Annotated in this window: 24 protein-coding genes; 11 read left to right on the plus strand and 13 right to left on the minus strand. The window is 61.1% G+C overall.

The features are described 5' to 3' along the window. Window positions 1–87 precede the first annotated feature (87 nt). Window positions 88–2,301, plus strand: coding sequence for an EAL domain-containing protein (locus FHT28_RS00625; protein WP_168595330.1), 2,214 nt, complete (start codon window positions 88–90; stop codon window positions 2,299–2,301). 5 nt (window positions 2,302–2,306) lie between these two features. Here the strand turns inward: FHT28_RS00625 and FHT28_RS00630 are convergent, their stop codons facing one another. The 3 genes from FHT28_RS00630 to FHT28_RS00640 form a co-directional block, all read right to left on the minus strand. Continuing rightward, window positions 2,307–3,251 carry a rhodanese-related sulfurtransferase gene (locus tag FHT28_RS00630; RefSeq protein WP_168595331.1) on the minus strand — a complete coding sequence of 315 codons (945 nt, stop codon included), beginning with the start codon at window positions 3,249–3,251 and terminating at the stop codon, window positions 2,307–2,309. A gap of 88 nt (window positions 3,252–3,339) precedes the next feature. Further along, window positions 3,340–4,251: a CHAD domain-containing protein gene (locus FHT28_RS00635; RefSeq protein WP_168595332.1), complete on the minus strand. Its 912-nt coding sequence runs from the start codon at window positions 4,249–4,251 to the stop codon at window positions 3,340–3,342. Continuing rightward, window positions 4,229–4,714, minus strand: a complete 486-nt coding sequence (locus tag FHT28_RS00640) for a CYTH domain-containing protein (RefSeq protein WP_037196580.1) — start codon at window positions 4,712–4,714, stop codon at window positions 4,229–4,231. The genes FHT28_RS00635 and FHT28_RS00640 overlap by 23 nt, the downstream gene beginning before the upstream one ends. A gap of 159 nt (window positions 4,715–4,873) precedes the next feature. Between FHT28_RS00640 and FHT28_RS00645 the strand changes: the two genes are divergently transcribed. The 3 genes from FHT28_RS00645 (at window position 4,874) to FHT28_RS00655 (ending at window position 6,755) form a co-directional block, all read left to right on the plus strand. Beyond that, a complete protein-coding gene (locus FHT28_RS00645) occupies window positions 4,874–5,512 on the plus strand; it encodes a 2-dehydro-3-deoxy-phosphogluconate aldolase (RefSeq protein ID WP_037196320.1) in 639 nt (212 codons plus the stop codon). Window positions 5,513–5,642: 130 nt separating this feature from the next. After that, on the plus strand, window positions 5,643–6,356 hold the full coding sequence (locus FHT28_RS00650; protein WP_037196321.1) for a tellurite resistance TerB family protein: 714 nt from the start codon (window positions 5,643–5,645) through the stop codon (window positions 6,354–6,356). Window positions 6,357–6,539: 183 nt separating this feature from the next. Continuing rightward, window positions 6,540–6,755, plus strand: coding sequence for a hypothetical protein (locus FHT28_RS00655; RefSeq protein WP_034505356.1), 216 nt, complete (start codon window positions 6,540–6,542; stop codon window positions 6,753–6,755). Between the two features lie 12 nt (window positions 6,756–6,767). On the opposite strand, the gene FHT28_RS00660 is transcribed toward FHT28_RS00655, so the two are convergent. The 3 genes from FHT28_RS00660 to FHT28_RS00670 all read right to left on the minus strand — a co-directional run bounded on the left by FHT28_RS00660 (window position 6,768) and on the right by FHT28_RS00670 (window position 9,520). After that, window positions 6,768–7,883: a nickel/cobalt transporter gene (locus tag FHT28_RS00660; protein WP_168595333.1), complete on the minus strand. Its 1,116-nt coding sequence runs from the start codon at window positions 7,881–7,883 to the stop codon at window positions 6,768–6,770. Beyond that, the gene (locus FHT28_RS00665) at window positions 7,877–8,536 is read right to left on the minus strand and encodes a DUF1007 family protein (RefSeq protein WP_168595334.1); all 660 of its coding nucleotides are present in this window, start codon (window positions 8,534–8,536) and stop codon (window positions 7,877–7,879) included. Before FHT28_RS00665 ends, FHT28_RS00660 begins: the two co-directional genes overlap by 7 nt. Window positions 8,537–8,626: 90 nt before the next feature. Continuing rightward, window positions 8,627–9,520 carry a LysR family transcriptional regulator gene (locus tag FHT28_RS00670; RefSeq protein ID WP_037196324.1) on the minus strand — a complete coding sequence of 298 codons (894 nt, stop codon included), beginning with the start codon at window positions 9,518–9,520 and terminating at the stop codon, window positions 8,627–8,629. A 528-nt stretch (window positions 9,521–10,048) separates the two neighbouring features. On the opposite strand from FHT28_RS00670, the gene odc2 reads away from it, so the two are divergent. The 3 genes from odc2 (at window position 10,049) to FHT28_RS00685 (ending at window position 13,157) form a co-directional block, all read left to right on the plus strand. After that, complete coding sequence (gene odc2 / locus FHT28_RS00675) at window positions 10,049–11,182, plus strand: ornithine/lysine decarboxylase (RefSeq protein WP_037196325.1); 1,134 nt, start codon at window positions 10,049–10,051, stop codon at window positions 11,180–11,182. Between the two features lie 96 nt (window positions 11,183–11,278). Further along, on the plus strand, window positions 11,279–11,869 hold the full coding sequence (locus FHT28_RS00680; protein ID WP_168595335.1) for an N-acetyltransferase: 591 nt from the start codon (window positions 11,279–11,281) through the stop codon (window positions 11,867–11,869). A gap of 124 nt (window positions 11,870–11,993) precedes the next feature. Then, window positions 11,994–13,157, plus strand: a complete 1,164-nt coding sequence (locus tag FHT28_RS00685; protein ID WP_168595336.1) for a GGDEF domain-containing protein — start codon at window positions 11,994–11,996, stop codon at window positions 13,155–13,157. Here the strand turns inward: FHT28_RS00685 and FHT28_RS00690 are convergent. The 6 genes from FHT28_RS00690 to FHT28_RS00715 all read right to left on the minus strand — a co-directional run bounded on the left by FHT28_RS00690 (window position 13,154) and on the right by FHT28_RS00715 (window position 20,484). Beyond that, window positions 13,154–14,536, minus strand: a complete 1,383-nt coding sequence (locus FHT28_RS00690) for a cytochrome c peroxidase (protein WP_168595337.1) — start codon at window positions 14,534–14,536, stop codon at window positions 13,154–13,156. The genes FHT28_RS00685 and FHT28_RS00690 overlap by 4 nt on opposite strands. Window positions 14,537–14,556: 20 nt before the next feature. Then, window positions 14,557–16,188, minus strand: coding sequence for an alkaline phosphatase family protein (locus tag FHT28_RS00695; protein ID WP_168595338.1), 1,632 nt, complete (start codon window positions 16,186–16,188; stop codon window positions 14,557–14,559). A 444-nt stretch (window positions 16,189–16,632) separates the two neighbouring features. Next, window positions 16,633–17,448 carry a serine O-acetyltransferase gene (gene cysE / locus FHT28_RS00700; protein ID WP_168595339.1) on the minus strand — a complete coding sequence of 272 codons (816 nt, stop codon included), beginning with the start codon at window positions 17,446–17,448 and terminating at the stop codon, window positions 16,633–16,635. A gap of 16 nt (window positions 17,449–17,464) precedes the next feature. Beyond that, complete coding sequence (locus FHT28_RS00705; RefSeq protein WP_168595340.1) at window positions 17,465–18,454, minus strand: WD40 repeat domain-containing protein; 990 nt, start codon at window positions 18,452–18,454, stop codon at window positions 17,465–17,467. After that, window positions 18,454–19,551, minus strand: a complete 1,098-nt coding sequence (locus FHT28_RS00710) for a GTP-binding protein (RefSeq protein WP_168595341.1) — start codon at window positions 19,549–19,551, stop codon at window positions 18,454–18,456. The genes FHT28_RS00705 and FHT28_RS00710 overlap by 1 nt, the downstream gene beginning before the upstream one ends. Window positions 19,552–19,692: 141 nt before the next feature. Next, a complete protein-coding gene (locus tag FHT28_RS00715; RefSeq protein WP_168595342.1) occupies window positions 19,693–20,484 on the minus strand; it encodes a creatininase family protein in 792 nt (263 codons plus the stop codon). Window positions 20,485–20,570: 86 nt separating this feature from the next. Between FHT28_RS00715 and FHT28_RS00720 the strand changes: the two genes are divergently transcribed. The 3 genes from FHT28_RS00720 to FHT28_RS00730 all read left to right on the plus strand — a co-directional run bounded on the left by FHT28_RS00720 (window position 20,571) and on the right by FHT28_RS00730 (window position 23,222). Then, complete coding sequence (locus FHT28_RS00720) at window positions 20,571–21,083, plus strand: MarR family winged helix-turn-helix transcriptional regulator (protein WP_037196332.1); 513 nt, start codon at window positions 20,571–20,573, stop codon at window positions 21,081–21,083. Between the two features lie 118 nt (window positions 21,084–21,201). Beyond that, window positions 21,202–22,224 (plus strand): LacI family DNA-binding transcriptional regulator, encoded by a 1,023-nt coding sequence (locus tag FHT28_RS00725; RefSeq protein ID WP_037196333.1) that lies wholly within the window; start codon window positions 21,202–21,204, stop codon window positions 22,222–22,224. Window positions 22,225–22,253: 29 nt separating this feature from the next. Continuing rightward, the gene (locus tag FHT28_RS00730) at window positions 22,254–23,222 is read left to right on the plus strand and encodes a 2-hydroxyacid dehydrogenase (RefSeq protein WP_168595343.1); all 969 of its coding nucleotides are present in this window, start codon (window positions 22,254–22,256) and stop codon (window positions 23,220–23,222) included. Here FHT28_RS00730 and FHT28_RS00735 read toward each other — a convergent pair whose 3' ends face one another. Beyond that, window positions 23,223–24,011 (minus strand): gamma-glutamyl-gamma-aminobutyrate hydrolase family protein, encoded by a 789-nt coding sequence (locus FHT28_RS00735; protein ID WP_168595344.1) that lies wholly within the window; start codon window positions 24,009–24,011, stop codon window positions 23,223–23,225. Between the two features lie 292 nt (window positions 24,012–24,303). On the opposite strand from FHT28_RS00735, the gene FHT28_RS00740 reads away from it, so the two are divergent. Beyond that, a complete protein-coding gene (locus tag FHT28_RS00740) occupies window positions 24,304–25,410 on the plus strand; it encodes a TRAP transporter substrate-binding protein (RefSeq protein ID WP_037196336.1) in 1,107 nt (368 codons plus the stop codon). Window positions 25,411–25,589: the final 179 nt, after the last annotated feature.

A 25,589-nucleotide genomic window follows, 5' to 3' on the forward strand; every position in this document is an offset into this window, starting at 1 on the left:
ATAACTCCGTCCTGTAGGGATCTCGAACTCGCCTTAACCGTTTGTTGAAGACCTGACGGCAGACTTCCATGCCAAGGAGAAAAGGCGTTGGGCGCAATTTTACAGTCATTAGGGCGAGGTACGCACATCGGTCGTCATTCCATCGTGACGGCCGTTTTGATTTCTTTCGCAGTCGTCGTTGCCGTAGTGACCCTGATGGTGCTTACCGCGATCGGTCGCGTCGCCGATTACTCCAATAAGCTGGACGACGAACGCTCCTGGGAAACGACGGTCGGCGCGCTCAAGACCTTTCAAGGACAGCTCGAGGCGACGCTGCACGATCACTCGGCGCGCAATGATGCCGCGAGAAGTATCTACGGGAAGGACGAGCAAGGCTGGATCGCCGGCAATTACGGCGACATATCCTCCAATGGCGCCCTGTTCGATATCGCCGTCATCGTCGATGACAACAACAAGCCGATCGTCGCCTATCACGATGGGGAGTTGGTGACGGAGGGAATCGAGGGCATTCTCGGCACCGCCGTTTGGGCTCTGGTCGACCAGGCCCGGATGACGCGTGTGACCGGAGTGCCCGAAGCGGGCGGCTATATCATGACCAGCAACGGCATTGCCGCTGCCGCTGCCGCGACGATCCGGGAAAGATCCGGCCGTATTCCCGTGCCCGAAGGCCAGCGGCGCTACCTGATCCTCGTGCGTTATCTCGATGCCGCCAGGATCACGATGCTGTCCAATACCTATGTCATCAGCGGTCTCAAGCTGGTGCCGCCGGATACCGTCGTGCGCTATGCCGTTTCCATAGTCGATCCGCTCGGCATGTCGCTGGGACGGCTGATCTGGAATTCGCGCCAACCGGGTGACCTCAGTTATCAGCAGGTCCGTCCGCTGGTGCTCGGCGCGCTCGGTCTGGTCGGGCTGTTCTTCGTCGTGCTGCTCATTCTGGGATCGCTGGCGGGGCGCCGGTTGCGCGCGGAGGAAGTCCAGGCGCGACAGGGCTCTCTTCGGGATCGCTTGAGCGGCCTTCTCAATCGCGAAGGGCTGCGCCTCGATGTGGACCGCCTGGTCGAGCAGGCGCGCGGCGACGGCGGCAATGTTCTGCTTCTCTATCTCGATCTCGACGGCTTCAAGGAAATCAACGATTCCTATGGGCATGGCACCGGCGATCAGCTCATTCGCGCTGTGGCTGCAGGCCTGGGCGTGCTCGTTCCGCCCCATGCGGCACTGGCGCGGCTCGGCGGCGATGAATTCGCCATTGCCTTTCCGACCCGGGAGCTCAACGATGCGCCGGCGCTGCGGCTGGCGGAACAGGTGCTGGATTTTCTTTCGGAGCCTTTGGAAATCGGCCGGCGGGTGGTGGTGGTCGGTGCCAGCATCGGTATCGCCAGCTCACCGGAAGGTCGGATCGACCGCGAGGAGCTGGTGCGTCGCGCCGACCTTGCCATGTACAAGGCCAAGGAAGCCGGCCGCGCCCGCATGACCTGCTATGAGACGGCCATGGACGCCCATCGCGAGGAACGCAACGCCCTGGAGCTCGATCTGCGCCGCGCGATCGAAATGGAGGAGCTGACCGTCGCCTATCAGCCGCTGGTGGATGCGTCGAGCTGCCACATGATCGGTGTCGAGGCGCTCGTGCGATGGAACCGGCCCGGTCATGGGCCGGTTCCGCCCGATGACTTCGTTCCCGTTGCCGAAACCAGCGGCTTGATCGAGGCGCTGGGGCTGCTGGTCCTGCGCAAGGCTTGCGAGGCGGCACGGCGCTGGCCGGACCTGCGGATCGCCGTCAACGTCTCGCCGGGGCAATTCCGCAATCCCGCATTCGCCGACTATGTTCGCAACGTTCTGAACAGCGCGGCCATCGAAGCCGATCGCGTTACGCTGGAGATCACCGAGGGCTACATCATTCAAAATCCGGAGCGCACCCGCCGGTCGATCGAGCGGCTGAAGGCGCTTGGCGTCAAGGTGGCCCTCGACGACTTCGGATCCGGTTTTTCCTCCATCGGCTATCTGCGCCAATTCGGTTTCGATCGCATCAAGATCGATCGCTCGATGACGATGAATATACTGGAGGACAGCAGCGCCCGCGAGATGTTGCAGGCGACGGTGGCGCTGGCCCGCTCGCTCGACATTCCCGTCACCGCCGAAGGCATCGAGACGGAAGAGCAGGGATGGGCGCTGCAGGGCTTCGGCTGCGACGAGTTGCAGGGCTATTTCTACGGAAAGCCTATGCCGGAGGCCGAAATCAGCAAGCGCCTTGCCGCGCAGATGGCGACTGTCCTCGATGAAGAGCGTGTCGCCGCCGCCTGAGATCGTCAGCCGCCGATATGCTCCTGCCCGCGCTTGCGGGCGAGCGCGATCTGCCGCTGCCTTTCGCGATAGCGCTCGCGATCTTCCTCGCTGCGCTCATGATAGCAATGGCTGCAGGAGACGCCCGCTTCGTAGAAGGGCGATGTCACTTCTTCCGCGGTGATCGGCTGGCGGCAGGCGTGACAGAGCTTGTGATTGCCCTCTTTCAGGCCATGCTCGACGGAGACGCGCTCGTCGAAGACGAAGCATGCGCCTTCCCACAGGCTCTCTTCCGGCGGTACTTCCTCCAGATACTTCAGGATGCCGCCCTTGAGATGGAATACCTCGTCGAAGCCCTGCTGTTTCATGAAGGCGGTCGCCTTTTCGCAGCGGATGCCGCCGGTGCAGTACATGGCGATCTTCGGCTTGTTGTGCAGGCCGGTATTCTGGCGCACCCATTCGGGGAATTCGCGGAAAGTCTTCGTCTTCGGATCGACCGCGCCCTTGAAGACGCCGATGGCCGTCTCGTAATCGTTGCGGGTATCGATGACGATGGTATCGGGATCGGAGATCAGCGCGTTCCAGTCCTTCGGCGCGATATAGGTGCCGACGACCCTGGTGGGGTCGATATCCTCGACGCCCATGGTGACGATCTCCTTCTTGAGTTTCACCTTCATGCGCACGAAAGGCATTTTAGACGCACGGCTTTCCTTGTGCTCCAGGCCGGAAAATTCCGGCTGCGCCCGCAGGAAGCCGAGCACGGTGCCGATGGCGGCGTCCGTGCCGGCGATGGTGCCGTTGATCCCCTCGTGCGCGAGCAGCAGCGTGCCCTTGACGCGGTTTGCCTCGCAGAGCGCAAGCAGCGGCTCCTGCAGGCTTTCGAAGCGCGGAAAGGAAACGAAATGGTAGAGCGCCGCAACGAGGAATGCGCCGGTCGCCTCATGCCGTGGGCTGGAAAGGATGTCTGTCATGCGGGGGAAATACAATTTTGTGCGTCACCAGGCAATCAGGATTTACGCGGAAGCCCTGCGTGATCGGCATAATGTCGCGGCAAGTGCTTCATTCCGCCATCTCTAGCCAAAGTCGCTTGATCGTTCGCGCCTCGCGCTCCGGCTTGTCGGCAAAGACCCAGCGGCCCCTGTTCAGCGCTTCCTCGCGAGCAGTCTGCTGACGGGAGATGATCGCTTCCAGCAAACGTGCGCGGTCGTCGCTTCCATTGAAAAGATGCGGCTCGCGGTCCGCGACGCCGGATAATATCGACAGGTCGAGATAGCGGCCGAGTACGTCGACCAATGCCTTGGCCTCGATTTGCTTGGCATGCATGGCCGCCGGCCAGACATCCCGCAGCAGCATATGGTGCATCCAGCAGTCCTGGCTGCGTTTGCGCAGGTCGTGAAAGCTCTCCGCATGGGCAGCTTCGCCCTGGCATTCGGAGAGTGCCTGCATGGCCTTGTCGCCGTTCCTGCGCCAGCTTTTCTGGAAAAGGCGGGCGGTGTCGCGCCGGCCGCTCTCGAAGGAGGCACCTTTCAGCGCCTGGATCGCTTCGCCACAGGTGGCGATTGCCGCCTGTGCCTTGTCCTCAAGGTCGGTCTCTGCCTCTGACAAGCGGTCCCGCCGGGTTGTCAGGACCTCGGTGACGCGAGCGAGTGCGTGAAGTTCGTCCTCGGACGTCGCAGTCGCCTGCAGATAGTGGCTGACCTCGATCAGTGCCGTGGCGTCACGCACGCCTGAGAGCGTACGGGCCATGTCCCGAAGCCTGTCATTCTCCTGCTGCTGAAATTCGCGCGCGCGCGGGGCGATCAACCGATAAAGGCCGCGCACGCGCTTGATGTTCTTGCGGGCGGCATGCACTGCTTCGTGCAGGCCTTGCGGTCGGTCTGTCAGGACGGCCATCGTCTTGCCGAGTTGATGCGCGGCGACCCTTTGCACCTCGTCATCAAGGGGCCGGTCAGGCCGTATGCGATAGCTCATCGTATTCCTGTTCGAACTGCGTCGCGAGGGCCTGGTTGGAATAGCGGTATTCGCCGGTCACCTCGCGGCCGATCCAGTCCGGCAGTTCCGGAGCATCGCTTTCGTCCTCCATCTCGACCTCAGCGATCACAAGGCCGCGATGGGCGCCGCGGAAGACATCCACTTCCCAGACAAATCCCTTGAAAGGTACCTTGTGGCGGGTCTTCTCGATGACAAGGCCGATTGCCGTTCCCAGCAATTCCTCCGCGTCGGGGATAGGGATTTCATACTCGAATTCGTCACGCGTCAACGACCTGCCGATCTTGATCGTCAGGGTCGCCGTTTTGTCGTTCGTCAGCCTTATGCGCACTGAACGATCGTCCATGGAGGCGATATAGCCTTGTCTCAGGATAAGCTTCTCGGAGACGAAATCACGCCAGTGATCGCCGCGCACCAGAAACTTCCGCTCGATCTCTTTTGCCATGCGTTTGACATGCTCCACCGGCACAGATCAGAGTAGACTATAGCAAGTTCTGGCGATTTCCTACCCGTCGTATCTAACGCGAGCTTTTGTCTCGACAAGCACCTTCGGGAAGGCTATTCGAAGGCCGGATTTCAATCGTTTTAAGGGAGCGCACCGACCATGGGCGAGAAAACCAAGAAGCTTCTTTCCGTTCTGAAATTGCAGCCGGTCGTTCCCGTGCTGATCGTCGATGATGCGAAATCGGCCGTTCCGCTTGCCCGGGCGCTGGTTGCCGGCGGCCTGAAGGCAATCGAGATCACGCTGCGGACCGCCGGCGCGCTCGACGCCATCCGCGCCGTCGCCGAAGAGGTGGAGGGCGCCGAAGTCGGTGCCGGCACGATCCTGAACGTCGCCCAGTGGGACGCGGCCGTCGAAGCCGGTTCCAAGTTCATCGTCAGCCCCGGCACGACGCAGGAGCTTCTCGATGCCGCCCGCGCCTCGCATGTGCCGCTGCTGCCGGGCGCTGCCACGGCAAGCGAGGTCATGGCCCTGCGCGAGGAGGGCTACACGGTGCTGAAGTTCTTCCCGGCCGAACAGGCCGGCGGTGCCGCCTATCTCAAGGCTCTGTCTTCGCCGCTATCAGGCACGCTCTTCTGCCCGACCGGCGGCGTCTCGCTGAAGAACGCGCATGATTATCTGTCGCTGCCGAACGTCATCTGCGTCGGCGGCTCGTGGGTCGCGCCGAAAGAGCTGGTTATGGCCGGCGATTGGGCCGGGATCACCAAGCTCGCAGCCGAGGCCGCAGCCCTCAAGGGCTGAACGATTTCTCTCCCATCGATTTCAAAGGCGTGCATGGCTTCATGCGCGCCTTTTTCTTTGTCGCGGATTTGTATTTGCGGTTGCGCTTCCTATCTCCCTTTCACCATCAAAAGGACGGAGGACCATTCAGATGATCGACGCCCGCAAGCTTCTTGACCAATTCCTGGGGTCGCAGGTTCCAGGAATGCAAGGAAGTGTGAAAGACAAGGCAACCCAGGCAATCAATCTCGCCAGGGATAACCCGATGGCGACCAGCGCCATCGCAGGCGTGCTGCTCGGCACGAAAACCGGGCGCCAGGTCGCCGGCAATGCGCTGGCACTCGGCGGCCTCGCCGCTATCGCCGGGCTCGGCTATCAGGCCTACAAGAATTATAGGGACGGCAATCAGCCGCAGCCGGCGCCGCAATCGGCTCCGCAGGCCGAGCCGCAATTCCTGCCACCGCCGTCGAACTCCGGCTTCAGCACCGCACCTGCAGTCGCGAGCAATGATTTTGCGCTCTCCCTGGTCCGGGCAATGATCGCGGCTGCCCGCGCTGATGGCCATATTGATGACGCGGAGCGTCAGCGCATTCTCGGCAAGGTGCAGGAGGCCGGCGTCGGCTCCGAGGCGGAAGCCTTCTTCCAGCGCGAGCTTGCCAACCCCGTCGATCTCGACGCCATCGTCGCCTCGGCGCAGACCGAGGAGCAGCGAGTGCAGGTCTACACGGCCTCGCGCCTCGCAATCGAGCCGGATTCCAGGGCCGAGCGCGGCTATCTCGATCTGCTTGCCGGGCGGCTCGGCCTGGCCGATGCGCTGGTCGATCATATCGAGGCGACGGTTGCGGGCGCCAAAGTCCAACTCTGACGGATAGAGCGGTAAAGCGTTTCATGGGATCGCTTTACCGCTCTATGTTATTCTTTTTACGCAATTTTTGACGGAAAGCGGCTGCGCACTTTTGCTGGAATTGCTCTGGGGACCGTTGCCTTTCGTCGGCGGCTGGCCTAAGCCTTCGCCGGAACATTTCACGGCGCGCTAGGGATCGGCGATTTGACGGACAGAAAAAGCGACACCCGTTCGGCGGCGATCGCCGCCGGTATTATTCTGCTGGTCGCAACAGCCGTGCTTTATCTCATGCCGAACGTCATCGTCTGGCTCGGAACGATTTCGCCATGGCTCGGCACCGGCTTCGGCGTATTGGTCATCCTGGCCTTCTTCTTCGTGTTCTGGCTCAGGGCTCGCTATCAAAGGCGCAAGGGCCTGTAGGTTCGGTTCCCGTCAGGTCTGCAACGAAGCGCCGAGGAGGATGACGCCGGTGCAGATGACCAGCAAGGCACCGAAAATTTCGATGCCATCGCCGACCCGTGCCGAAAGCTTCGAACCGCGGCCGGTGAAACGCACGGCGGTACCCTTCGCGAAAACGGCGATGATCGCAAGCAGCGAGACGGTGAGCGCCGTGCCGATCGACATGGCGAGCACCGATAGCAGCCCGCCGAGATAGAGACCGTTCAGCATCGAAAAGGTCATGACCAGCAGCGCGCCGGAGCAAGGCCGCAAACCCACAGCGATGATCGCCGACACGGCTTCACGGGCGCTGAACTGCTCGTTCGACAGCATTTTTGGATCGGGAAGATGCGCATGGCCACAGGTCTCGCAGAAGGCGCCGTCGCCTGTCGCGTGAGCGGGGTCATAGCATTGATAGCCGTCGGCGGCAGGCATGGCAGCTGCGCGGCTGCGGGAAAGGCTTCTGGCGGGGCCCGTGCCGGTTGCGGCGTCTTCGAAAAGCGCCAGGCCGATCGGGCCCGCGGAGGTCGCCAGCTGGACCTTGCGGTACTGTGCCCTGTTGCGGATCATCGTGCGCAGCTTGCGAAACAGAAGCCAGCCGCCGAACAGGATGACCATGACGAAGCTCGCGATCTCCATGGCGTTGGTGGCCATCGTCATGGTGATGCCGGAGCCGCGCAGGACGAAATAAGCGGCTCCGACCACGAGGACTGCGACGACGCCCTGGATGAGCGCGGAGACGAACGAGATGGCGACGCCGCGCTTCAGCTCGATTTCATTGGCGACCATGTAGGAGGAGATGACCGCCTTGCCGTGGCCGGGGCCGGCCGCGTGGAAGATGCCATAGGCGAAGGAGAGACCGATCAGCGTCCAGAGTTGCCAGGGGTCCTGGCGCATTGCTTCGATCGATTTGGTGAGAGCCCGGTAGAAAGCCTGCTGCTCGTAATTCACATAAAGGAAGATGGGCGCCAGCGGGCCGCCCGTCGGCTGGAAGCTCGGTTCGGCCGTGCCGATGCCCAGCGGGGATCCCGTAGCATGCGCGAGCCCCGCTGCCGCGAGAAGGGCAAGCATTGCCACTGGAAGCAACCGCCATGGTTTCGAAATCAGCATTGGACGTCTATCCGCGTTGCGAAGAGCTTCGACATGGTCGTTCCCGTCGGATCGTTGAAGAAGGCATCCGTCAATGTCGTCCTGTTTTCGGCGATGACTTCGTCCGGATTGGGGCGGACGACCTGGTGCGTGCAGCTTTTGAAGGCGTCGCCCTCCGTCACCAGTTCCTTGTCGGTCGGGAAGTCGATCGATGTGTAGAGTGTCGGGTCGTAGATGCCGAAGCTGAGCTTATTGCCCTTCGTCAGCGGCATCGGCTCGGACGGCTTGACGGCGAAGAACATCAGAAGCTGACCATCGCGATAATCGACATTGATGACGTCAGGCTTGGCCACCTTGATCGTTTTGCCGTTGAGCGTCAGGTTCGTGTAATACTCGTACTCGGCGAGGGAATCGCGCACCGTCTTGCCGACTTCCTTCAGCTCGTCGGGATCGAGCTTCAGATTGGTGTTCTTGTCAAAGTCCATCAGCACGGAGGAGGAGAACACCTCATCGAAGCGCCAGACGTTGCGCAATTCCTGCACGTTGCCGTCCGGCCCGGCCAGAACCTCCAGGCGCGCTTCCACGAAAATATGCGGATGCGCCGACACCACGGCGGGCGCGAGCAGCAGACCCCCGGCGAGGGCGATAGCGTGGACAATCGTGGATTTTCTCATGCGTCCGATATGTTTCGCGAGCATTGATTCACTTCGACTTCTGGTCAGAAAATAAGACGGAATTGGGACCGGCCGGCACGTCTGCGCCGCTCAGCCATTCTTGCGGAACCAGTTATGCAGGTAGTCCACAAACATACGCACCTTGGCCGGGAGATAGCGGCGATGCGGATAGACCGCATAGATGCCGCGATCGGTCGGAAGATAATCGTTGAACAGCGTCAACAATTGGCCGCTTTCGATCGCCTTGCGACCGATGAAATCCGGAACGACGGCAACGCCGAGACTGTTCAGGGCAGCTCGCAAAGTCGCATGCGGACTGTTGACCTCGAGCGTGCCGGTGATGGCGACGTTGAAGGTGGTACTGTCGGCATCGACGAAGCGAATATTGCCTTGCGAACGGTTGTTGCTGTCGATGATGAAAGGCACTCGTGCAAGATCGGTCGGGTGCTCCAAGGCCGGATAGCGATCGAGGAATTCCTGGGTTGCGCAGAGATGCACGCGGAAATCCGAGATCTTGCGGGCGATCATGCCGGAATCCTCGAGCTTTGTGATGCGGACGGCCACATCGAAGCCTTCCTCGATCAGATCCACGAAACGGTCGTCGGCGGCGATTTCCAGGGCGAGGTCGGGATTTTCCTTGGCGAAATCGATCAGTGATTGCCCAACCTCGGCATCGACGAAGGTGCGCGGCACCGAGACGCGCAGCCGTCCCTTGAGCTGCTGGTTGTTCTCGCGAACGAGGTCGGCGAGATTGTCGATCTCCTTCAGGATGTCGGAGGCGGTGCGATAATAGGTATGGCCGGCTTCGGTCATGGAGAACTGGCGGGTGGTGCGGTTGAGCAGCAGCGCCCCGAGCTCGTCTTCGAGCTCACGGACATATTTGGAGAGAAGCGCCTTGGAGCGGCCGGTCTTGCGCGCGGCCGCTGAAAATCCTTCGGCTTCGACCACGTCGATAAAGGCGCGAATCCGGGTCAACGTGTCCATGGTGAAGTCTCCCGTTAATTGTTGCCGGATGTTGAACAAAACCCGCCGGTTTGTTCAATTATTTTTTTAGGACGCGGGTGAAAAATTTTCTTGATTATGACGGCGAATATACCTATTTCCCGATCAGCCCAAAGTCGCACGTGCCCGTGGGTGTCCGCCGATCCTCGATGTGGTGAGAAAATCGGTAAGGTACCTGGAACTAACCCCTCCAGTCGCTATTTCGGCCAACCGAAAAATGCGAGGACATCTAAAGCAACGACGGTGCGGGCCTTTTTGTTCTCTCCCGGCTTTCCATCAGCCGGGGTTACTGAAGAGGCACACCTTCATTGCCGGAAGTGCGGTTGGGATAATCCCTCCAATCCATGGCAGACAAAGCGAATTAGCGCCGCTTGCGGCACTCGTTCATCATCCGCGCTTCGCGCATTTGCATGGTACCGGGGTCTCCACCGGCTGGTTCCTGAGCGAATGAGCGTCGCCCTTTGTCCTCTGGGTTTTCCCCGGAGCTATTGGAATTGAAAGGGAATTGACATGACCACGCAACGTATTCGCGACTTTCTCGCTACCCGACGTCCGGACGGTCCCTGCCTGGTGGTTGATCTCGATGTCGTCCGTGACAATTTTCGTGCCTTTCGTCATGCCATGCCGGACAGCGCCATCTACTATGCCGTCAAGGCCAACCCGGCTCCGGAAGTGCTGCGCCTGCTCGCAAGCCTCGGCTCCAACTTCGATTGCGCGTCCGTCGCCGAAATCGAAATGGCGCTCGACGCAGGCGCGACCGCTGCCCGCATCTCCTTCGGCAATACGATCAAGAAGGAGCGCGATATCGCCCGTGCGCATGCGCTCGGCATTAGCCTCTTCGCCGTCGACAGCCACGAGGAAGTCGAGAAGATTTCGCGTGCCGCTCCCGGCGCCCGTGTGTTCTGCCGCGTCCTGACGGATGGCGAAGGCGCCGAATGGCCGCTGTCGCGCAAGTTCGGCTGCGTCCCGCAGATGGCTGTCGACGTGCTCGTCTATGCCCATCAGCTGGGTCTGGAATCCTACGGCGTGTCTTTCCACGTCGGCTCGCAGATGACCAAGGTCGATGCCTGGGATGCGGCTCTTGCCGATGCCAAGCGCGTCTTCGTCTCGCTGGCCAAGCAGGGCATCCACCTGCAGATGGTCAACATGGGCGGCGGTTTCCCGACCAAGTATCTGCGCGACGTTCCGTCTGCCGAAGCCTATGGCAAGGCGATCTTTGCGTCTCTGCGCGCCCATTTTGGCAACCAGATCCCGCACACGATCATCGAGCCGGGCCGCGGCATGGTCGGCAATGCCGGCGTGATCAAGGCTGAAGTCGTCCTGATTTCGAAGAAGTCGGACAATGATGCCGCTCGCTGGGTCTTCCTCGACATCGGCAAGTTCGGCGGTCTCGCCGAAACCATGGACGAGGCGATCCGCTACCCGATCCGCACCGAGCGCGACGGAGACGAGATGGAAGCCTGCGTCATCGCCGGCCCGACCTGCGATTCCGCTGACGTGCTCTACGAGAAGAACCTCTATCCGCTGCCGGTGACGCTCACCATCGGCGACGAGGTCCTGATCGAAGGCACCGGCGCCTACACCACGACCTATTCGGCTGTGGCGTTCAACGGTTTCGATCCGCTGAAGGCCTACATCATCTAAGGTCTGACTTTGCCGACCCCGTAATCTGCCGGGGCGGCACCCTCACAATTATTTGTCACCACCGCTGATAACGGTATTGGGCAACGGGAGGCCGAGATGGCCGCTGTTCTTGATTCTGTCCGCGCATTCTTTGCGCCCACTACTTTCACACTCGACCTGGAAAACGCAGGCGACGTCGTTGCTCGCGAAAATCTGCTCGATCGCGCCATGGGCGCCGACCGCCGCAAGAAGTCGTCGGAAAAGCTGCGCCGGGGCCGCGTTCCGGCCGAAGGCCTGGCACTGGTCGCGCGCGATCGCACCGGCCACGTCATCGGCACGGTTCGCCTATGGAACGTCGAAGCTGGCGTCGATCGCGAGACCCGTCCGGTCGATGCGCTGCTGCTCGGTCCGCTGGCCGTCGATCCTGCGTATGAAGGCAAGGGTATGGGCTCGGCGCTGATGCGCGCCGCCATCCTGGAAGCCAAGAAGCGCGGCCATGGCGCCATCCTGCTCGTCGGCGATGCACCCTATTACGAGCGTTTCGGCTTCTTTGCCGAAAAGACCCGCCATCTGGTGATGCCAGGCCCGTTCCAGCGCGAGCGCTTCCTCGCTCTTGAACTCAAGGAAGGCTGGCTTAACGGCGCTGCCGGCATGATCGTCGCCAGCGGTCGCAAGCTGGCCCAGCCGCCCGTCGCAAGGGCCGCCTGAGACGCCGAGGCTGCCTCGCAAACCGCAGCGAGACAGCCTCAATTTGCTATGTTGAATTAAGAGAACCGCAAGCGGCCTGTTGTATCCTCGAACTCTCAGAGGGTCGACAAGGGACGACGTCATCATGGTGCTGGATCTGCGGACGATCTATGTTGTCTGTGGTTTCGCTTGTCTTGTGCTGGGCTGCGTGCAGCTTCTCGCGTTTGCGACGGGACGGTTCGAACGCTGGCCTCTGTGGTGGGGCGGAAGCAATGTGCTGTTGGGCCTTGGCTCTCTCGGCGTCGCCTTGCGCGATATCGCTCCGGATTTCATAACGGTCGGCGTGGCGAACAGCCTGACGCTGGCGGGTTACATAGCTTTGCTCGCGGCTATCAAGATCTTTGCCGGAAAACCCATCGATTTACGGGGCTATGCTGCCGTCATCGCCATCGGCTCATTGCCCTTGTTTCTCGTTTTCGATGACGGCGCCAGCTATTTGCCGCGCATCGCCTATCTCTCCTTCATCTTCAGTTTCTGCGATCTCGCGATCATGCGTGAGGGATACAGGCTTGTCCGGCGCGAGACTTTGGCTTCCGGCTGGATCCTCGTTGGCCTTTTTGCCCCGACATCGTTGATCTTTGCGGGACGGGCAACGCTTGCCCTTCTGGGCCGGCTGGATGGCGACGGCCTGTTCGACAAACCCAGCGGCGATCAGTGGCTGGCGCTGACGGCCGCGGTTTTCATCTGCCTGCGCGGCATCACCATTGTTCTGATGGCTTCCGAGCGCAACCGTAACAAGCTGATCGAGCTTGCCCATCACGATCCGCTGACCGGCGCGATGAACCGCAGCGGTCTTGCCAGCGCCTATACGCGGCTGGCCGGAAGGCTGCCCGTTGCCGTGTTCCTGATCGACATCGATCATTTCAAAACGCTCAACGACAGCCATGGCCATGCGGTGGGGGATCGCATCCTCAGTCTCTTCGTGCAGGTGGCGAAATCGCAGCTTGGCGTCCGAGGCATCGTGGCACGTCAGGGCGGGGATGAATTCGTGCTCGTCGTCGAATACACCGCGGCGGACGAGGCGGTGCGACTGGCGCAACGCATTCGTGCAGCCTTCGCCGATGCCATGTCGCGGGAAAGCGACCTACAGGTCTCGCCGACTTTGTCGATCGGTATTGCCGAGGGCCGCAACAGCCTCGAACGGCTCCTGGAACGAGCTGACGAAGCCGTTTATCGCGCCAAGCGCAACGGGCGGGATCGCGTCGAGTTTCAGACCCAGCCCAAAGAAGCCGTTGAAAAAGCGGCTTAATTCGCCGCCTTCACACTTTCCTTCGCAGGGTCGTAACCGTCCGTCAGCGTCTTCAGGAATGCGACGACATCGGCGATCTCGACGTCGTTGAGCGCCGGTGCGTCGCCGAGCTTGCGGTTCATCGGCGCGTCGATGACGTCGATATTGGCCCGGTACTGCTCAGGCAGATCGTTGTATTTCATCACCTTGCCACCGGCATCCTTCGGATAGATCTCCCCAGGATTGGTGTCGCGCTTGACGTAGAAGCGCGTCACGTCCTCGAGCGTGCGATAGACGCCATTGTGGAAGAAGACGTGGCGAGCGGCGACGTTGCGCAATGTCGGCGTCTTGAACAGCCCGCAATTCTGCGGCTGGGCGGAATAGGTGTCATTGCGCAGCGGGCCACAAATGCCGGTATCGTCGTAGTTCGGATCGGCATTGGCCGGAATGGCCGGATTGCGCGGCGCTCCCAGGGCTTCGAATTCGAAATCCGTGAAGTTCGGCATCTGTCCGTCGCCGGTCATCTTGTCGAGGTGACACGAGGCGCAATTGCCCTTGTTCGGATCGTCGAACAGCTTCAATCCCCGTGCCTCCGCATCCGTGAGCACCGCCTTGCCGCGAAGGTAATAATCATATTTGCTCGTATAGGGATGGAAGGACGGCTCCTCGATCTGGTAGCGGGCAAGGGCGAAGCCGATTTCGGCGATCGTCATGTCCTGATCGTCGAGGATATTCTTGCCGAAGAGTGCGGAGATGTCCTTGCCGTAGCCTTTCTTCAGCTTCGCATAGACGGTGGCCGCATCCACATTCGCCATTTCGAACGGTGAGATCATCGGCTGCAAAGCCTGCTCTTCCAGCGAATCCACGCGTCCATCCCAGAACATTCCGCCTTGCGGCACCAGATCCGGAGCGGTCGAATCGGCCTTGACGACGGCTTGCGCCGTCAGCGGCCCGGCTATGGCCGCCGGCGCGTTGGCGAGTGCCACGCCTGAAGCTTCGGTCATCGGCGCGGCTTCGACAGCCTCGTCGGCAGCGCTTTCAGCCCCGACCGAGAAGGAAGGCGTCGACATCTTGTAAGCGAGGCTCGGCACGGCGCGGATGCCCGGCTGGTCGAGATGCGGGCCGCCGAGCTGCACGGCGCGATCGTTGGCGGGCGCATAATGATTGCCGGGATCGTGGCAGGTGGCGCAGGACATCTGGCCGCCGCCCGATAGCGTCGGATCGAAAAAGAGCTGCTTGCCGAGCTGGGCGACGGCACTCAGCGGCGCCTGGTCGTCATAGCCGTCCGTGGCGGCAGCATTGGCGACCGGCTTGCTTGCCGCGCCAATGGCCGCACTCGCGAGCGATAGGCCCGCGAGTGCGATGAAGGGCAGGAGACGGCGGTCGATCTGCAAGGGCATTTCCGTCCCCCCTTTTTGCATCAAGAGGCCTGATTGCCGGTCTTCGGATCGAGGATCAGCTTCGGCGTATCGTCCTTGGACCAGTCGAACATGGCCTTCAGCGAGCCGGAGATGGCATCGAATGAGCCGCCGCCAAGGCGGGCGCCGCCCATCCAGTTATCCTCGATGAAACGCATGACCGAGGTCTGGTCGGTCAGCGTGTGATCGACGAAGTTGACCTTGGAGTAGGGCGAGATGACCAGCAGCGGCTGACGCGTGCCGTAGCCGCAACGGCCCTGGGCCGGCTGACCGTTGACACCGGGCAGCGGCGTACCGGTCGAACAGCTGTCGCCACCGGTCAGCACGTCATAGCCCTTGACGCCGAGCTTTGATGGATTGACCACTGCATGGGCGTGATCATACCAGCCATCGGAGTCGTCGTAGAGGATGATGATGGCGGTGTCCTTCCAGTCCGGCGAGTCCTGGACGGTGTTGACCACCTGCGTCATGAATTCCTGCTCGTCGAGCGGGTCGGAATAGCCGGCATGGCCGTCCTGATAGGCAGGCGCCTTCAGAAAGCTGACGGCCGGCATGTTGCCGTTCTTCAGCGCCGCATAGAAGTCGGTCGTGTCGTACTGATGGTTGGCGGCGTCCGTGGTGCCGATCGCGGCCACGGAGGACGGGCGCGCATGCGTCGGATTGGCGGTCGAGGCGTAGTACTGGAACGGCTGGTGATGCGGGATGTAGTCCGTGTAGTTGACCTTGGTGACGGTCGAGGTGGTCGCACGCTTGCAGCCGGTCGTGCCGTCGGGGTTGGTCAACGTCAGGTCGAAGCCGCCTTCGAAGAAGCCCCAGGTGATCTTGTGCTCGTTCAGCATGTCGCCGATGTTCTTGCCATACATCAGGGCCGTCTGGCCGGTCGAGCAGACGTCGCCTGTCGGGTCGAAATCGCTGATCGCGGTCCAGCCGCCGCTGCCATCGGGCACGATGCGCCCCTTCGAATAGGTGCCGTCGCTTTCCAGCGCGTAGCCGGGCGGCAGGATGGCACCGTTGGTCTGGCCGGAGATGAGGTTCAGGGCGCCGGGGGTCGAGGGGCCAAAGTTGGTAGAGAAGGAATTGTCGTTCAGTGCGTAATGCTGAGCGTAATTCCAGAGGGCGGTGACGGTGTTGCCGTCATAATAGCCCATGACCTGGCCCTTCGTGCCGAAGGCGCCGGCCGCACCCTTGGTGCCCCTGCCGGTATTGGCCGGAAAGAGGTCCATGGCGAAATTGTTATAGGCGGCCTGCTCGGCAGTATAGCCGTGGTTCTGGGACTGGGTGGCCGCCTGCGTGCGATCGAGGCGGAAGGGGGCTGCGGCGTCGGCGCCGTTCGCCGTGTTGGTCTTGTTCGGATTGTTGTCCAGCAGGCCCGCATTTGCCAGCGTGTTGATGTCGGTCGGCGTGTTGTCGGCGGCCTTGAATTCCGGCTCGCCGGCGATGTTGGCGGCCTTGGGGTAGGTCGCGAAGTAATGGTCGAAAGAGACGTTTTCCTGGAAAATAACCACCAGGTGCTTGATCGGCGTTGCGGTATTCGGCGCGGGCGCCATATCGGCGGCGCCGGCGGTGGAACAGAGCGAAATAAGGGTAAGCGCGCTGCCGGCTGCAAGGGCGGCGCGACGCGAAAGACTGGTCATCGTCATATCCTCTTCGAGTGGGGGCATTGCTCCGGCGCTTGTTGCGCCGCGCCGGGCATAGAGAACTCTTTCGAGCTATCAACGGAGTATGACAGTTCCATGAAGGGGAGGAGGATTGCACCGCGTGAGGGGTGCGGCTGGGCGGCTGATTTTGCTGAGATGACGGAGAGGTTTGTATGCTGGCGAGACATGAGGGCGCTGGCGATGCTACCTTATGTCACGGGCGGGGAGGCAGCTGATCACCCGTCCTCGGGGTTCGAGACGGCCCTTTGGGCCTCCTCACCATGAGGGCTAGTTCTTCCCCACTTGGAGGCAAAGAAGGCTCAATCGTTTGTCGTGGCTCCGAACTCACCCTGTCTTATCCCGATGTGCGCAGCCCCCTGAGCCTGTCGAAGGGGGCGGAGCCTCGAAGGACGGGTGGCCACGATGGCTCGGAAACTAGAATTAGATATTCTGATCCATCGTTTCCGCCGGGATCACGTCGGCTGGGTGGATGCGCACCACCGTGGCCGGGACGCCGGCAACGGTGCAGTGGGGTGGGACGGGCTTCACCACGACGCTGCCCGCCGCCACCTTGCTGAAGGCGCCGACTTCGATGTTGCCGAGGATCTTGGCGCCGGCGCCGATCATCACGCCGTGGCGGATCTTCGGATGCCGGTCCCCGCTTTCCTTGCCGGTGCCGCCAAGCGTGACGTTCTGCAGGATGGAAACCTCATCCTCGATCACGGCTGTCTCGCCGATGACGATGCCGGAGCCATGATCGAGCATGATGGAGGAGCCAATCCGTGCGGCCGGATGAATATCCGGGCCGAAGACGAGCGAGACGAGGTTGGAAAGCCAGCTGGCGATTTCGGTGCGGCCTTCGGTCCAGAGCGCATGGGCGATGCGGTGGGTCTGCAGGGCGTGAAAGCCCTTCAAATTCAAAAGCGCATGCAGATAGGTCGTGCAGGCGGGATCGCGGGTGCGCACGGCGACGAGATCGGCCTCCGTCGCTTGCAGGATTGCGACATGCCGCGCCAGCACGCCGGACAGCAGCGAAAGCAGATCGTCGTACTCGATCCGGACGACGCAAAGCCGTGCGGCGAGCACATTGGCAAGGCTGTCTGCATCCGAGGGGCTGGCCAGGATCTGCGCTCGCAGCGGCGGGGCGAGCGTCGGCTCGTGCTCAGCGAGTTCGGCGGCCTCGCGGCGGATCACATCCCAGACGTTTTCGGCTGGGGCAGGGGTATTTCCGGCAATTGCCGTTCCCGACTGAGGCATGATCCTGTCTTTCTGTTCAACCGGAAACGTCTACGACGCCGCAATCGCCGGCCTCGGAGGCAAAGGCGAGCAGCTTGCCGGATTTGCTCCAGCTCATCGATGTGATCGCACCCTTGCCCGGCCGGCGCAAGAGCGCTTCCTTGGCGTCGCCAAGACGGACCGCCAGGATCATGCCGTCGATGAAGCCGATGGCGAGAATATCCTCGGCGGCGTGGAATTTCACCGAGGTCGCCATGATGTTGGCGCGGGTGCCGAGCTCGAGCGGCGCCTTGCCCATCGGTCCATCCTTGCCCTGGAAGGGCCAGACGATCGCCGCCGGCGCGCCGGAAGAGGCTAGCCATTTGCCCTTGTTGGACCAGGACAGGGATTTCACCTTGGCGGGATAGCCCGTCATGCGCATGTGCCTGGCTTCGGCGCCTGGCTTGACATCCAGCTTCCAGCCATGCAGGGCGTTTTCCTGCATGGTTGTCACGATGAACTGGCCGTCCGGCGAGAAGGTGACGCCGGTATGGGCGCCCTTCCATTCCAGATTGACCGGCTGCGCGCTCATGCCGACCCAGTGAAGCGACACGCCGTTGTAGCGGGCGACGGCGATGCGCAAGCCCTTGGGAGCGAAGGCGATGCCTTCGACCGTGCGTTCTTCGGGAAACTCCTTCGTCGTGCCGTCGGACAGCCGCACGAAGGTGCTCTTTCCATAGGAGTAGGCCACCGCACCCTGCGGACCGGCGGCAATCTGCCCGATCCATTTGCGCGGGACCTCGGCCAGAACCGTCACACTGCCATCGGCCGCAATCCGCAGGACTTTACCGTCCTCGCCACCGGAAATCAGGCTGTCGCTATGGGGATCGCGAATGCAGGTCAGCATGCCCCGATGGGCCTCGGTGACCTTGTCTCCACCCTCGAGGCGATGGACTGCGCCGGCGGCGCTGGCGAAGAAGGGGGTGTCCCCTAAAAATTCGACGGCCAGAACGTGGCCGTCGATATCAAGCGGAGCGACAGTCGGCATCAGGCAGACGCCTCGCAAGCCTTGAAACTTGCTTCCAGCTTTTCGCGGTCGAGTTCGCGGCCGATGAAGACCAGGCGGCTCTCATGCTTTTCGCCATCCTTCCAGGCACGCTGATGGTCGCCCTCGATGATCATGTGCACGCCTTGGACGACATAGCGCTCCGGATCGTTCTTGAAGGCGATGATGCCTTTGAGGCGCAGGATGTTCGGCCCCTGAGTCTGCGTGATCTTCTGGATCCAGGGGAAGAAGCGCTCCGCATTCATCTCGCCGCCGCGCAGCGACACCGATTGCACGGTCACGTCGTGGATGGGCGAAGGGGCGTGGCTATGGTGGTCGTGGTCATGATCATGGTGGTGATGGTCGTGGCCATGATGGTGGTGATCATGGTCGTGATGGTCATGATTGCAATCCGGGCCGCAGACATGGTCGTCATGGCCGTGCTCGAGGAAATGCGGGTCGTTTTCGAGAGCCCGTTCCAGATTGAAGGCGCCCTGGTTCAGCACGCGGGCGAGGTCGACGCCGGAGCGGGTCGTCTTGTAGACGCGGGCGGCCGGGTTGATCGCGCGGACGATGTCCTCGATCTGGGCCAGCTCTGCCGGCGATACGAGATCGGACTTGTTGATGACGACAACGTCGGCAAAAGCGATCTGGTCTTCGGCCTCGCGGCTGTCCTTCAGGCGCAGCGGCAGGTGCTTGGCGTCGACAAGCGCAACGACGGCGTCGAGTTCGGTCTTGGCGCGGACGTCGTCGTCCATGAAAAAGGTCTGGGCAACGGGAACCGGATCGGCAAGGCCCGTCGTTTCGACGATGATGCCGTCAAAGCGGCCAGGGCGGCGCATCAGGCCCTCGACGACGCGGATGAGGTCGCCGCGCACCGTGCAGCAGACGCAGCCATTGTTCATCTCGTAGATTTCTTCATCCGACTCGACGATGAGGTCGTTGTCGATGCCGATCTCGCCGAACTCGTTGACGATGACGGCGTATTTCTTGCCGTGGTTTTCGGAGAGGATGCGATTGAGCAGCGTCGTCTTGCCGGCGCCGAGATAGCCGGTGAGAACGGTAACGGGAATGGGCTTTTGCGTGGCTGTTTCGGTCATGGGAGCCTCGAAATATGGAAGGTTGCCCCGGGGAGCGGACATTGATCGGGTTCCATATAAGGAGTTGGCAGCGTCAGTTCAAAGGCTTTTGTATGTTATAAGATCACATTAGGTTTGGGATCAGGAGATTGGGTCGCCTGGTCAAGTCAGCGTCGTCACATCGAAGCTGTCGACATCCTCAAGCAGTTCGACAAGCCCTTGCACCGCATGCGCAATCAGCCTTTCGCCTTTTTCCGCTGTGGCGGCGCCAGCATTGCCGGTGACACCCTGGGCACTCAGATCGGACATCTTCCAGCCGAAAGCATGCGGCCCATAGGCTCGCAAGTGCTTGAAGCGCTGCATATAGTCGGACTGCAGGGATGGGAAATCCGCAGCCTTCGACATATCGACTTTTTCAGGATGCAGGGCAAGCATGACAGAAGTCTCGATATCGCCGCCGTGAATGTCGATGGCCTTGTCATCAGGCGCGATCAGTCCGTCCGGAATGCCGAAGCGGGTCCAGCTGGTTGCCACCGCCAGCATGGCGAAGCGCACGCGCGCTTCCGTCGCGACGATGGCCATGAGCGGTGAGTTTCCGCCGTGGGCATTGAGCATGACGAGTTTGCGGATGCCGAGCCCGCTCATCCGCTCGGCGATGCCGAGCCAGCGGCTGATGGCTTCGTCGAAGGCCAGGGTCTTCGAACCGGCGACGTCCATATGCTCGACGGAGTAGCCGACAGGCTCGACGGCCAGGAAGGTGACGGGTAAATTGGCGGGCAGGGCAACCTTCAGACGCGAGACGATGCCTTCGGCGATCAGCGTGTCGGTCTCGAAGGGCAGATGCGGGCCGTGTTGCTCATAGGCGCCAAGCGGCAGCACGGCGATCCAGTTTGCCCGCTCCCACGGCGTCAATGTCCCATCATTGTCGTCGAAACATGGCAAAGGATGCGCCATCTGAGGGTGTGCCTCTTGTTTATGTCAATAACCTGCGCAATGTCATAGCGTGATGGCGCATCGGCGAAAAGGTCAACGGAATCACGATGGGTAAGAAGAACAAGGTCGGGAAGAAAAGTAAGTCAGGTAAAAAGAAGGATCACCGCGACTACACGCTTGCCGATCTGTCGCCAGCATTGACGCAGGCGGCGCGGTCGATGCGTACGGTGATAACGCGGAGCCTTACGGCGAGCGGTCTTTATGCCGGGCAGGATGGCGTCATTCTCGCGCTCGCTGCAAGCGATGGCTTACCCGCCGGATCGCTGGCGCAGAAGCTCGGCGTCAAGGCGCCGACGATGACGCGTACGATCGGCCGCATGGAGGCGCAGGGCTTCGTCGAGCGGCGGCCGGATGCCGAGGATGCCCGATTGACCAAGGTCTATCTTACCGAAACGGGGCGCAACAGCGTCAGCGAGATCGAAAGCTCGGCGGCCAGTTGTGACGAACTCGCTACACGCGGCTTCTCCGAGAAGGACATCCGCTCGCTCGTGCGCCTGCTCAAGGCGATCGAAAGCAATCTCCAGGCCGGGGATGACGACGAGGACGAAGACGAATTTTGAGAATCCCCGAGAATTCAAGTTGCACGACGTGATTAAACCTTTTAATTAAATATTTTAAATTCCGGAATCGCTAAACGACGGAATGTGAATATGGCTGCGTTTCACGGGGAGGGTGCGCGTGGCGCAAAAGATAAAGCTTTCGACGATTGCGGAAACGCTTGGCATTTCAACAGCAACGGTATCCTTAGCCTTACGCGACAGTCCGCTGGTCGCGACCAACACGCGCGAAAAGATCAAGGATCAGGCTCGCGCGCTGGGTTATATCTACAACCGTCGCGCGGCCAGTCTCAGGACATCGCGGTCCGGGATCATCGGCGTCGTCGTTCACGACATCATGAACCCCTTTTACGGGGAAATCCTCAAGGCGATCGAAAGCGAGCTCGACCGCAGCCGCCACACCTTCATCCTTTCCAACCATTATGATTCGGTCGAGAAGCAGCGGACCTTCATCGAGACGCTGCTGCAACTCGGCGGCGACGGTGTCATCATGTCGCCGGCGATTGGAACGCCGCCCGAAGATTTCGAGCTGGCGGAAGAAAACGGCATGCCGGCCATCCTTGTGGCGCGCCAGATCGAGGCGCTGGATCTGCCGACCTTTCGCGGCGACGACAGCTACGGAATTTCGCTTGCGACCAACCACCTGATCAGCCTCGGCCATCGCACCATCGCCATGATCGGCGGCACGGACCAGACCTCGACCGGGCGCGACCGTTATCAGGGCTATGTCAATGCGCTGCGCAAGGCGGGCATCGAAGTCGATCCCGATCTGCGCATTCCCGGCGCGCGCTCCAAGCAGGGCGGTTTCGAGGCAGCCGTGCATTTCCTGTCGCTGCCGCAGAAGCCGACCGCGGCGGTCTGCTGGAACGATCTGGTCGCCATCGGCCTCATGAACGGCATTTCCCGCGCGGGTCTCGTGCCGGGACGGGACATCTCGGTCACCGGCTATGACGACCTGGAGGAGGCGGCGATCGCAACGCCTGCGCTGACCACCGTGTGGAACGGCCAGGCCGAGGTCGGAAGGCTTGCAGCCCGAGCACTTTTGGATAGGTTAGCGGGAAGCCATGAGCCGGATGGTATTCATCTTATCAAGCCGGAAATGCGCATCCGCCAGTCGACGACGCCCTACAAAGCTCGCCAGTAGCGCCGAACCGTTTCTCAAGAGGAAGATCCATGTCCGATAATCGCACTACCGTCCTCGTTCCGGGGAAGATACACCCGCGTGTTCTTGAAAGGCTTGGGAAGCAATTCGAGGTCGTCTCCGTCGATCGCACCGATGGGCCTCAGGTCGATGCGGACGTCGCGGCGCGTGTGCGCGGCATTGCGGTCGCCGGTGGCGTGAATGCCGCCTGGATCGATGCCTTTCCGCATCTCGAAGTCATCGCCAATTTCGGCGTCGGTTATGACGGCATCGACGTCAAGCATGCCGCCTCGAAGGGGATCGTCGTCACCAACACGCCCGATGTCCTGAACGATGAAGTTGCCGACACGGCGATCGCTCTTCTGCTGAACACGCTGCGGCAATTTCCGAAAGCGGAAAGCTGGCTGCGCGATGGGCGCTGGGTGAAGGATGGTGCCTTTCCGCTCTCGCCCTTCTCGATGAAGGGACGCAGAGTCGGCATTTACGGTCTCGGCCGCATCGGCATGGAGATCGCGAGAAGGCTTGAGCCGTTCAAGGTGAAGATCGGCTATCACACGCGCTCGCCGCGCGACTCGTTGCCCTACGACTACTATCCGACCCTGAAGGAGATGGCTCAATCGGTGGATACGCTGATCTCCATCGTGCCCAAGACGCCGGAAACGCATAAGGTGATCAATGCCGAGATCCTTTCGGCGCTTGGACCGCGAGGCGTGTTCATCAATGTCGGTCGCGGCTGGTCCGTCGACGACGACGCCCTGATCGCGGCACTCGGCAACGGAACGCTCGGCGCCGCCGGCCTCGACGTGTTTTACGACGAGCCTAATGTTCCGGCCGGCTATCTCACGCTGCCGAACGTTTCGCTATTGCCGCATGTGGCTTCCGCCTCTGTGCCAACACGCGACGCTATGGCCGATCTCGTCGCCGACAACATCATCGAGTGGTTCGAAAAGGGCAAGCCGCTGACGCCGGTGCCGGAAACTCCGGTCAAGCCGCGCGGCTGATCAAACGGCTTTTTGCTGATGAGAAGCGGCGACGAGCCGCTCCTTGCTCGCAGCATAGTCGCGCACGGCGTCGCCGAATGCCACAAAGAGCTTGCGTGACGGCGAGTCCGTTTCCACCCAATATTCCGGATGCCATTGCACGCCGACGGCAAAGGCCTTCGCGCCGATGACGGAGACGGCTTCGATCGTGCCGTCTTCGGCCAGAGCCTCTACCTGCAGTCTCGGGGCCGTATCGGCAATCGCCTGGCGATGCAGCGAGTTGACCCGCACTTCGCCCGGGCCGACGACGCGGGCGATGCAGGAGCCTTCCTTGACGAAAACGCTCTGGCGGATGGAATACATCGTATCGCGATCGACATTCTGCGGCTTGCGATGGTCCCAGATGCCCGGCTGTTCGTGGATCTCGCTTGCAAGCGTGCCGCCGAGGGCGACGTTCAGTTCCTGAATGCCGCGGCAGATGGCAAGCATGGGAATGGCGCGATCGATGGCCCGGCGGATGAGCGGTAAAGATGTCGCATCGCGTGCCGGATCGAAGGGGCCGTCGCTTTCAAGAGCCTCCTTGCCATAGAGCGACGGATGAACGTTGCTGGCAGAGCCGGAGACGAGCAGTCCGTCGACGCGGTCCAGAATGGCGTCCGCATCATTCTCTTCTTCCAGCGCCGGGACGATCAGCGCCATCAGTCCCGCAGCCTTGAAGGTGGCCTGGACGTATTGTTGTTGCACCGCATGCCAGGTTGCGCCGTCGAACTCGCGGATATCTGCGGGAATGGCGATGATCGGTCTGGACATTCAAGGCTCCGGAAGATGCGAAACGATTATTCGTTGAGACCCCTGAATGATCATGATGTCAATCCGAGGGCGGATTATCCCGGCTGCAAATCTACGCGAAGAGCGCGCGGCCGGCAACGCGGAGCGGTTTCGATAAGGCTTTGTTTCCGTTCGTCATGAGGATGTACAGGAATCGCCATAATGCGATGCGAAAGCAAACTTGAAAGACCGTGTGCGGCGTGGTTAGTTCCATGCCTTGCGCCATGACCGGGAACGTCGTTCCCCAGCAATGCCGTCCGTATGGGAGATTTCAATGGATCGCCGTTCCTTCATCAGGCGGGCAGGAGCAGTTGGCGCGGGTGCTGCCGCCTCCGCGCTTGCGAGCCCGGCCCTGGCCCAGGAATATCCCAAGATCACCTGGAAGATGACATCGTCCTTTCCGAAGAGCCTGGATACGATCTACGGCGGTGCCGAGGATATCGCCGCGCATGTTTCCGACGCGACAAACGGCAATTTCGTCATCCAGACCTATGAAGCCGGCGAAATCGTGCCTGGCGCGCAGGCTGCCGATGCGGTGAGCGCCGGCACGGTCGATGCCGCGCACACCTGTTCCTATTATTTCTGGAACAAGGACCCGACCTACGCCATTGGCACGGCCATTCCCTTCGGCCTGAATGCCCGGCTTACCAATGCGTGGTTCTACCAGGGCGACGGCAACAAACTGATGAACGAGTTCTATGCCACGCAAGGCATAATGGGCCTCCCGGCCGGTAATACCGGGGCGCAGATGGGCGGCTGGTTCCGCAAGGAAATCAATACGCTGGATGATCTAAAGGGCTTGAAGATGCGCATCGCGGGCCTTGCGGGCAAGGTGATCGAGAAGATCGGCGTGATACCGCAACAGGACATTGCCGTCAGTGGCGTTTACGACGCGCTGGACAAGGGCACGGTCGATGCCGCCGAATGGGTCGGCCCCTACGACGACCTGAAGCTCGGGCTGCAGAAGATCGCCAAATACTACTATTATCCCGGATGGTGGGAGGGCGGTGCTGTCGTGCACGCCTTCTTCAATCTGGAAAAATGGGGCGCGCTTCCGAAAAACTATCAGGCGATCCTGGCCGATGCCTGTGCCTTCGCCAACACCAACATGCTGGCGAAATATGATGTCAAGAACCCCCACGCGCTGAAGGATATCGTGCAGCAGGGCGTGACGCTTCGTCCTTTCAGCCAAGAGATCATGGAAGCTTGTTTTCAGGCGGCCAGCGGATTGTACGCCGATCTTTCAAAGTCGAACGCCTACTTCAAACGTATCTATGAGGATCAGGTAGCCTATAAAAAGGATGCCTATCTTTGGATGCAGCTCTCGGAATATACTTTCGATACGTTCATGATGATCCAGCAGCGGGCGGGCAAACTTTGATCGATGTCGTTTAAGCCCTCGGTAATACTCTGCTTTTCATGAGTGACTTGAAACATATATTGCGGGTAGAGTAATCGTTAGGTGAATGCGCGAATACGGTGTGGTGTGCAACTTTAAATCAGCGTAAGTTACCGGCATGATTGGTAAATTCGCCCGGATGCATCCTATTTGGGCAATCA

Source organism: Rhizobium sp. SG570 (genome assembly GCF_012275345.1).
Classification (GTDB): Bacteria; Pseudomonadota; Alphaproteobacteria; order Rhizobiales; family Rhizobiaceae; genus Rhizobium; species Rhizobium lusitanum.

Bases quoted from the DNA above. Each gene is read 5' to 3' on its own strand.
- FHT28_RS00705 (WP_168595340.1), bottom strand. From the start codon at position 18,454: ATGCCGACTGTCGCTCCGCTTGATATCGACGGCCACGTTCTGGCCGTC.
- FHT28_RS00740 (WP_037196336.1), top strand. From the start codon at position 24,304: ATGGATCGCCGTTCCTTCATCAGGCGGGCAGGAGCAGTTGGCGCGGGT.
- FHT28_RS00715 (WP_168595342.1), bottom strand. From the start codon at position 20,484: ATGGCGCATCCTTTGCCATGTTTCGACGACAATGATGGGACATTGACG.
- FHT28_RS00695 (WP_168595338.1), bottom strand. From the start codon at position 16,188: ATGACCAGTCTTTCGCGTCGCGCCGCCCTTGCAGCCGGCAGCGCGCTT.
- FHT28_RS00680 (WP_168595335.1), top strand. From the start codon at position 11,279: ATGGCCGCTGTTCTTGATTCTGTCCGCGCATTCTTTGCGCCCACTACT.
- cysE (WP_168595339.1), bottom strand. From the start codon at position 17,448: ATGCCTCAGTCGGGAACGGCAATTGCCGGAAATACCCCTGCCCCAGCC.
- FHT28_RS00670 (WP_037196324.1), bottom strand. From the start codon at position 9,520: ATGGACACGTTGACCCGGATTCGCGCCTTTATCGACGTGGTCGAAGCC.
- FHT28_RS00720 (WP_037196332.1), top strand. From the start codon at position 20,571: ATGGGTAAGAAGAACAAGGTCGGGAAGAAAAGTAAGTCAGGTAAAAAG.
- FHT28_RS00665 (WP_168595334.1), bottom strand. From the start codon at position 8,536: ATGAGAAAATCCACGATTGTCCACGCTATCGCCCTCGCCGGGGGTCTG.
- FHT28_RS00685 (WP_168595336.1), top strand. From the start codon at position 11,994: ATGGTGCTGGATCTGCGGACGATCTATGTTGTCTGTGGTTTCGCTTGT.
- FHT28_RS00690 (WP_168595337.1), bottom strand. From the start codon at position 14,536: ATGCCCTTGCAGATCGACCGCCGTCTCCTGCCCTTCATCGCACTCGCG.
- FHT28_RS00635 (WP_168595332.1), bottom strand. From the start codon at position 4,251: ATGAGCTATCGCATACGGCCTGACCGGCCCCTTGATGACGAGGTGCAA.
- FHT28_RS00640 (WP_037196580.1), bottom strand. From the start codon at position 4,714: ATGGCAAAAGAGATCGAGCGGAAGTTTCTGGTGCGCGGCGATCACTGG.
- FHT28_RS00645 (WP_037196320.1), top strand. From the start codon at position 4,874: ATGGGCGAGAAAACCAAGAAGCTTCTTTCCGTTCTGAAATTGCAGCCG.
- FHT28_RS00660 (WP_168595333.1), bottom strand. From the start codon at position 7,883: ATGCTGATTTCGAAACCATGGCGGTTGCTTCCAGTGGCAATGCTTGCC.
- FHT28_RS00630 (WP_168595331.1), bottom strand. From the start codon at position 3,251: ATGACAGACATCCTTTCCAGCCCACGGCATGAGGCGACCGGCGCATTC.
- FHT28_RS00730 (WP_168595343.1), top strand. From the start codon at position 22,254: ATGTCCGATAATCGCACTACCGTCCTCGTTCCGGGGAAGATACACCCG.
- FHT28_RS00710 (WP_168595341.1), bottom strand. From the start codon at position 19,551: ATGACCGAAACAGCCACGCAAAAGCCCATTCCCGTTACCGTTCTCACC.
- FHT28_RS00735 (WP_168595344.1), bottom strand. From the start codon at position 24,011: ATGTCCAGACCGATCATCGCCATTCCCGCAGATATCCGCGAGTTCGAC.
- FHT28_RS00650 (WP_037196321.1), top strand. From the start codon at position 5,643: ATGATCGACGCCCGCAAGCTTCTTGACCAATTCCTGGGGTCGCAGGTT.
- odc2 (WP_037196325.1), top strand. From the start codon at position 10,049: ATGACCACGCAACGTATTCGCGACTTTCTCGCTACCCGACGTCCGGAC.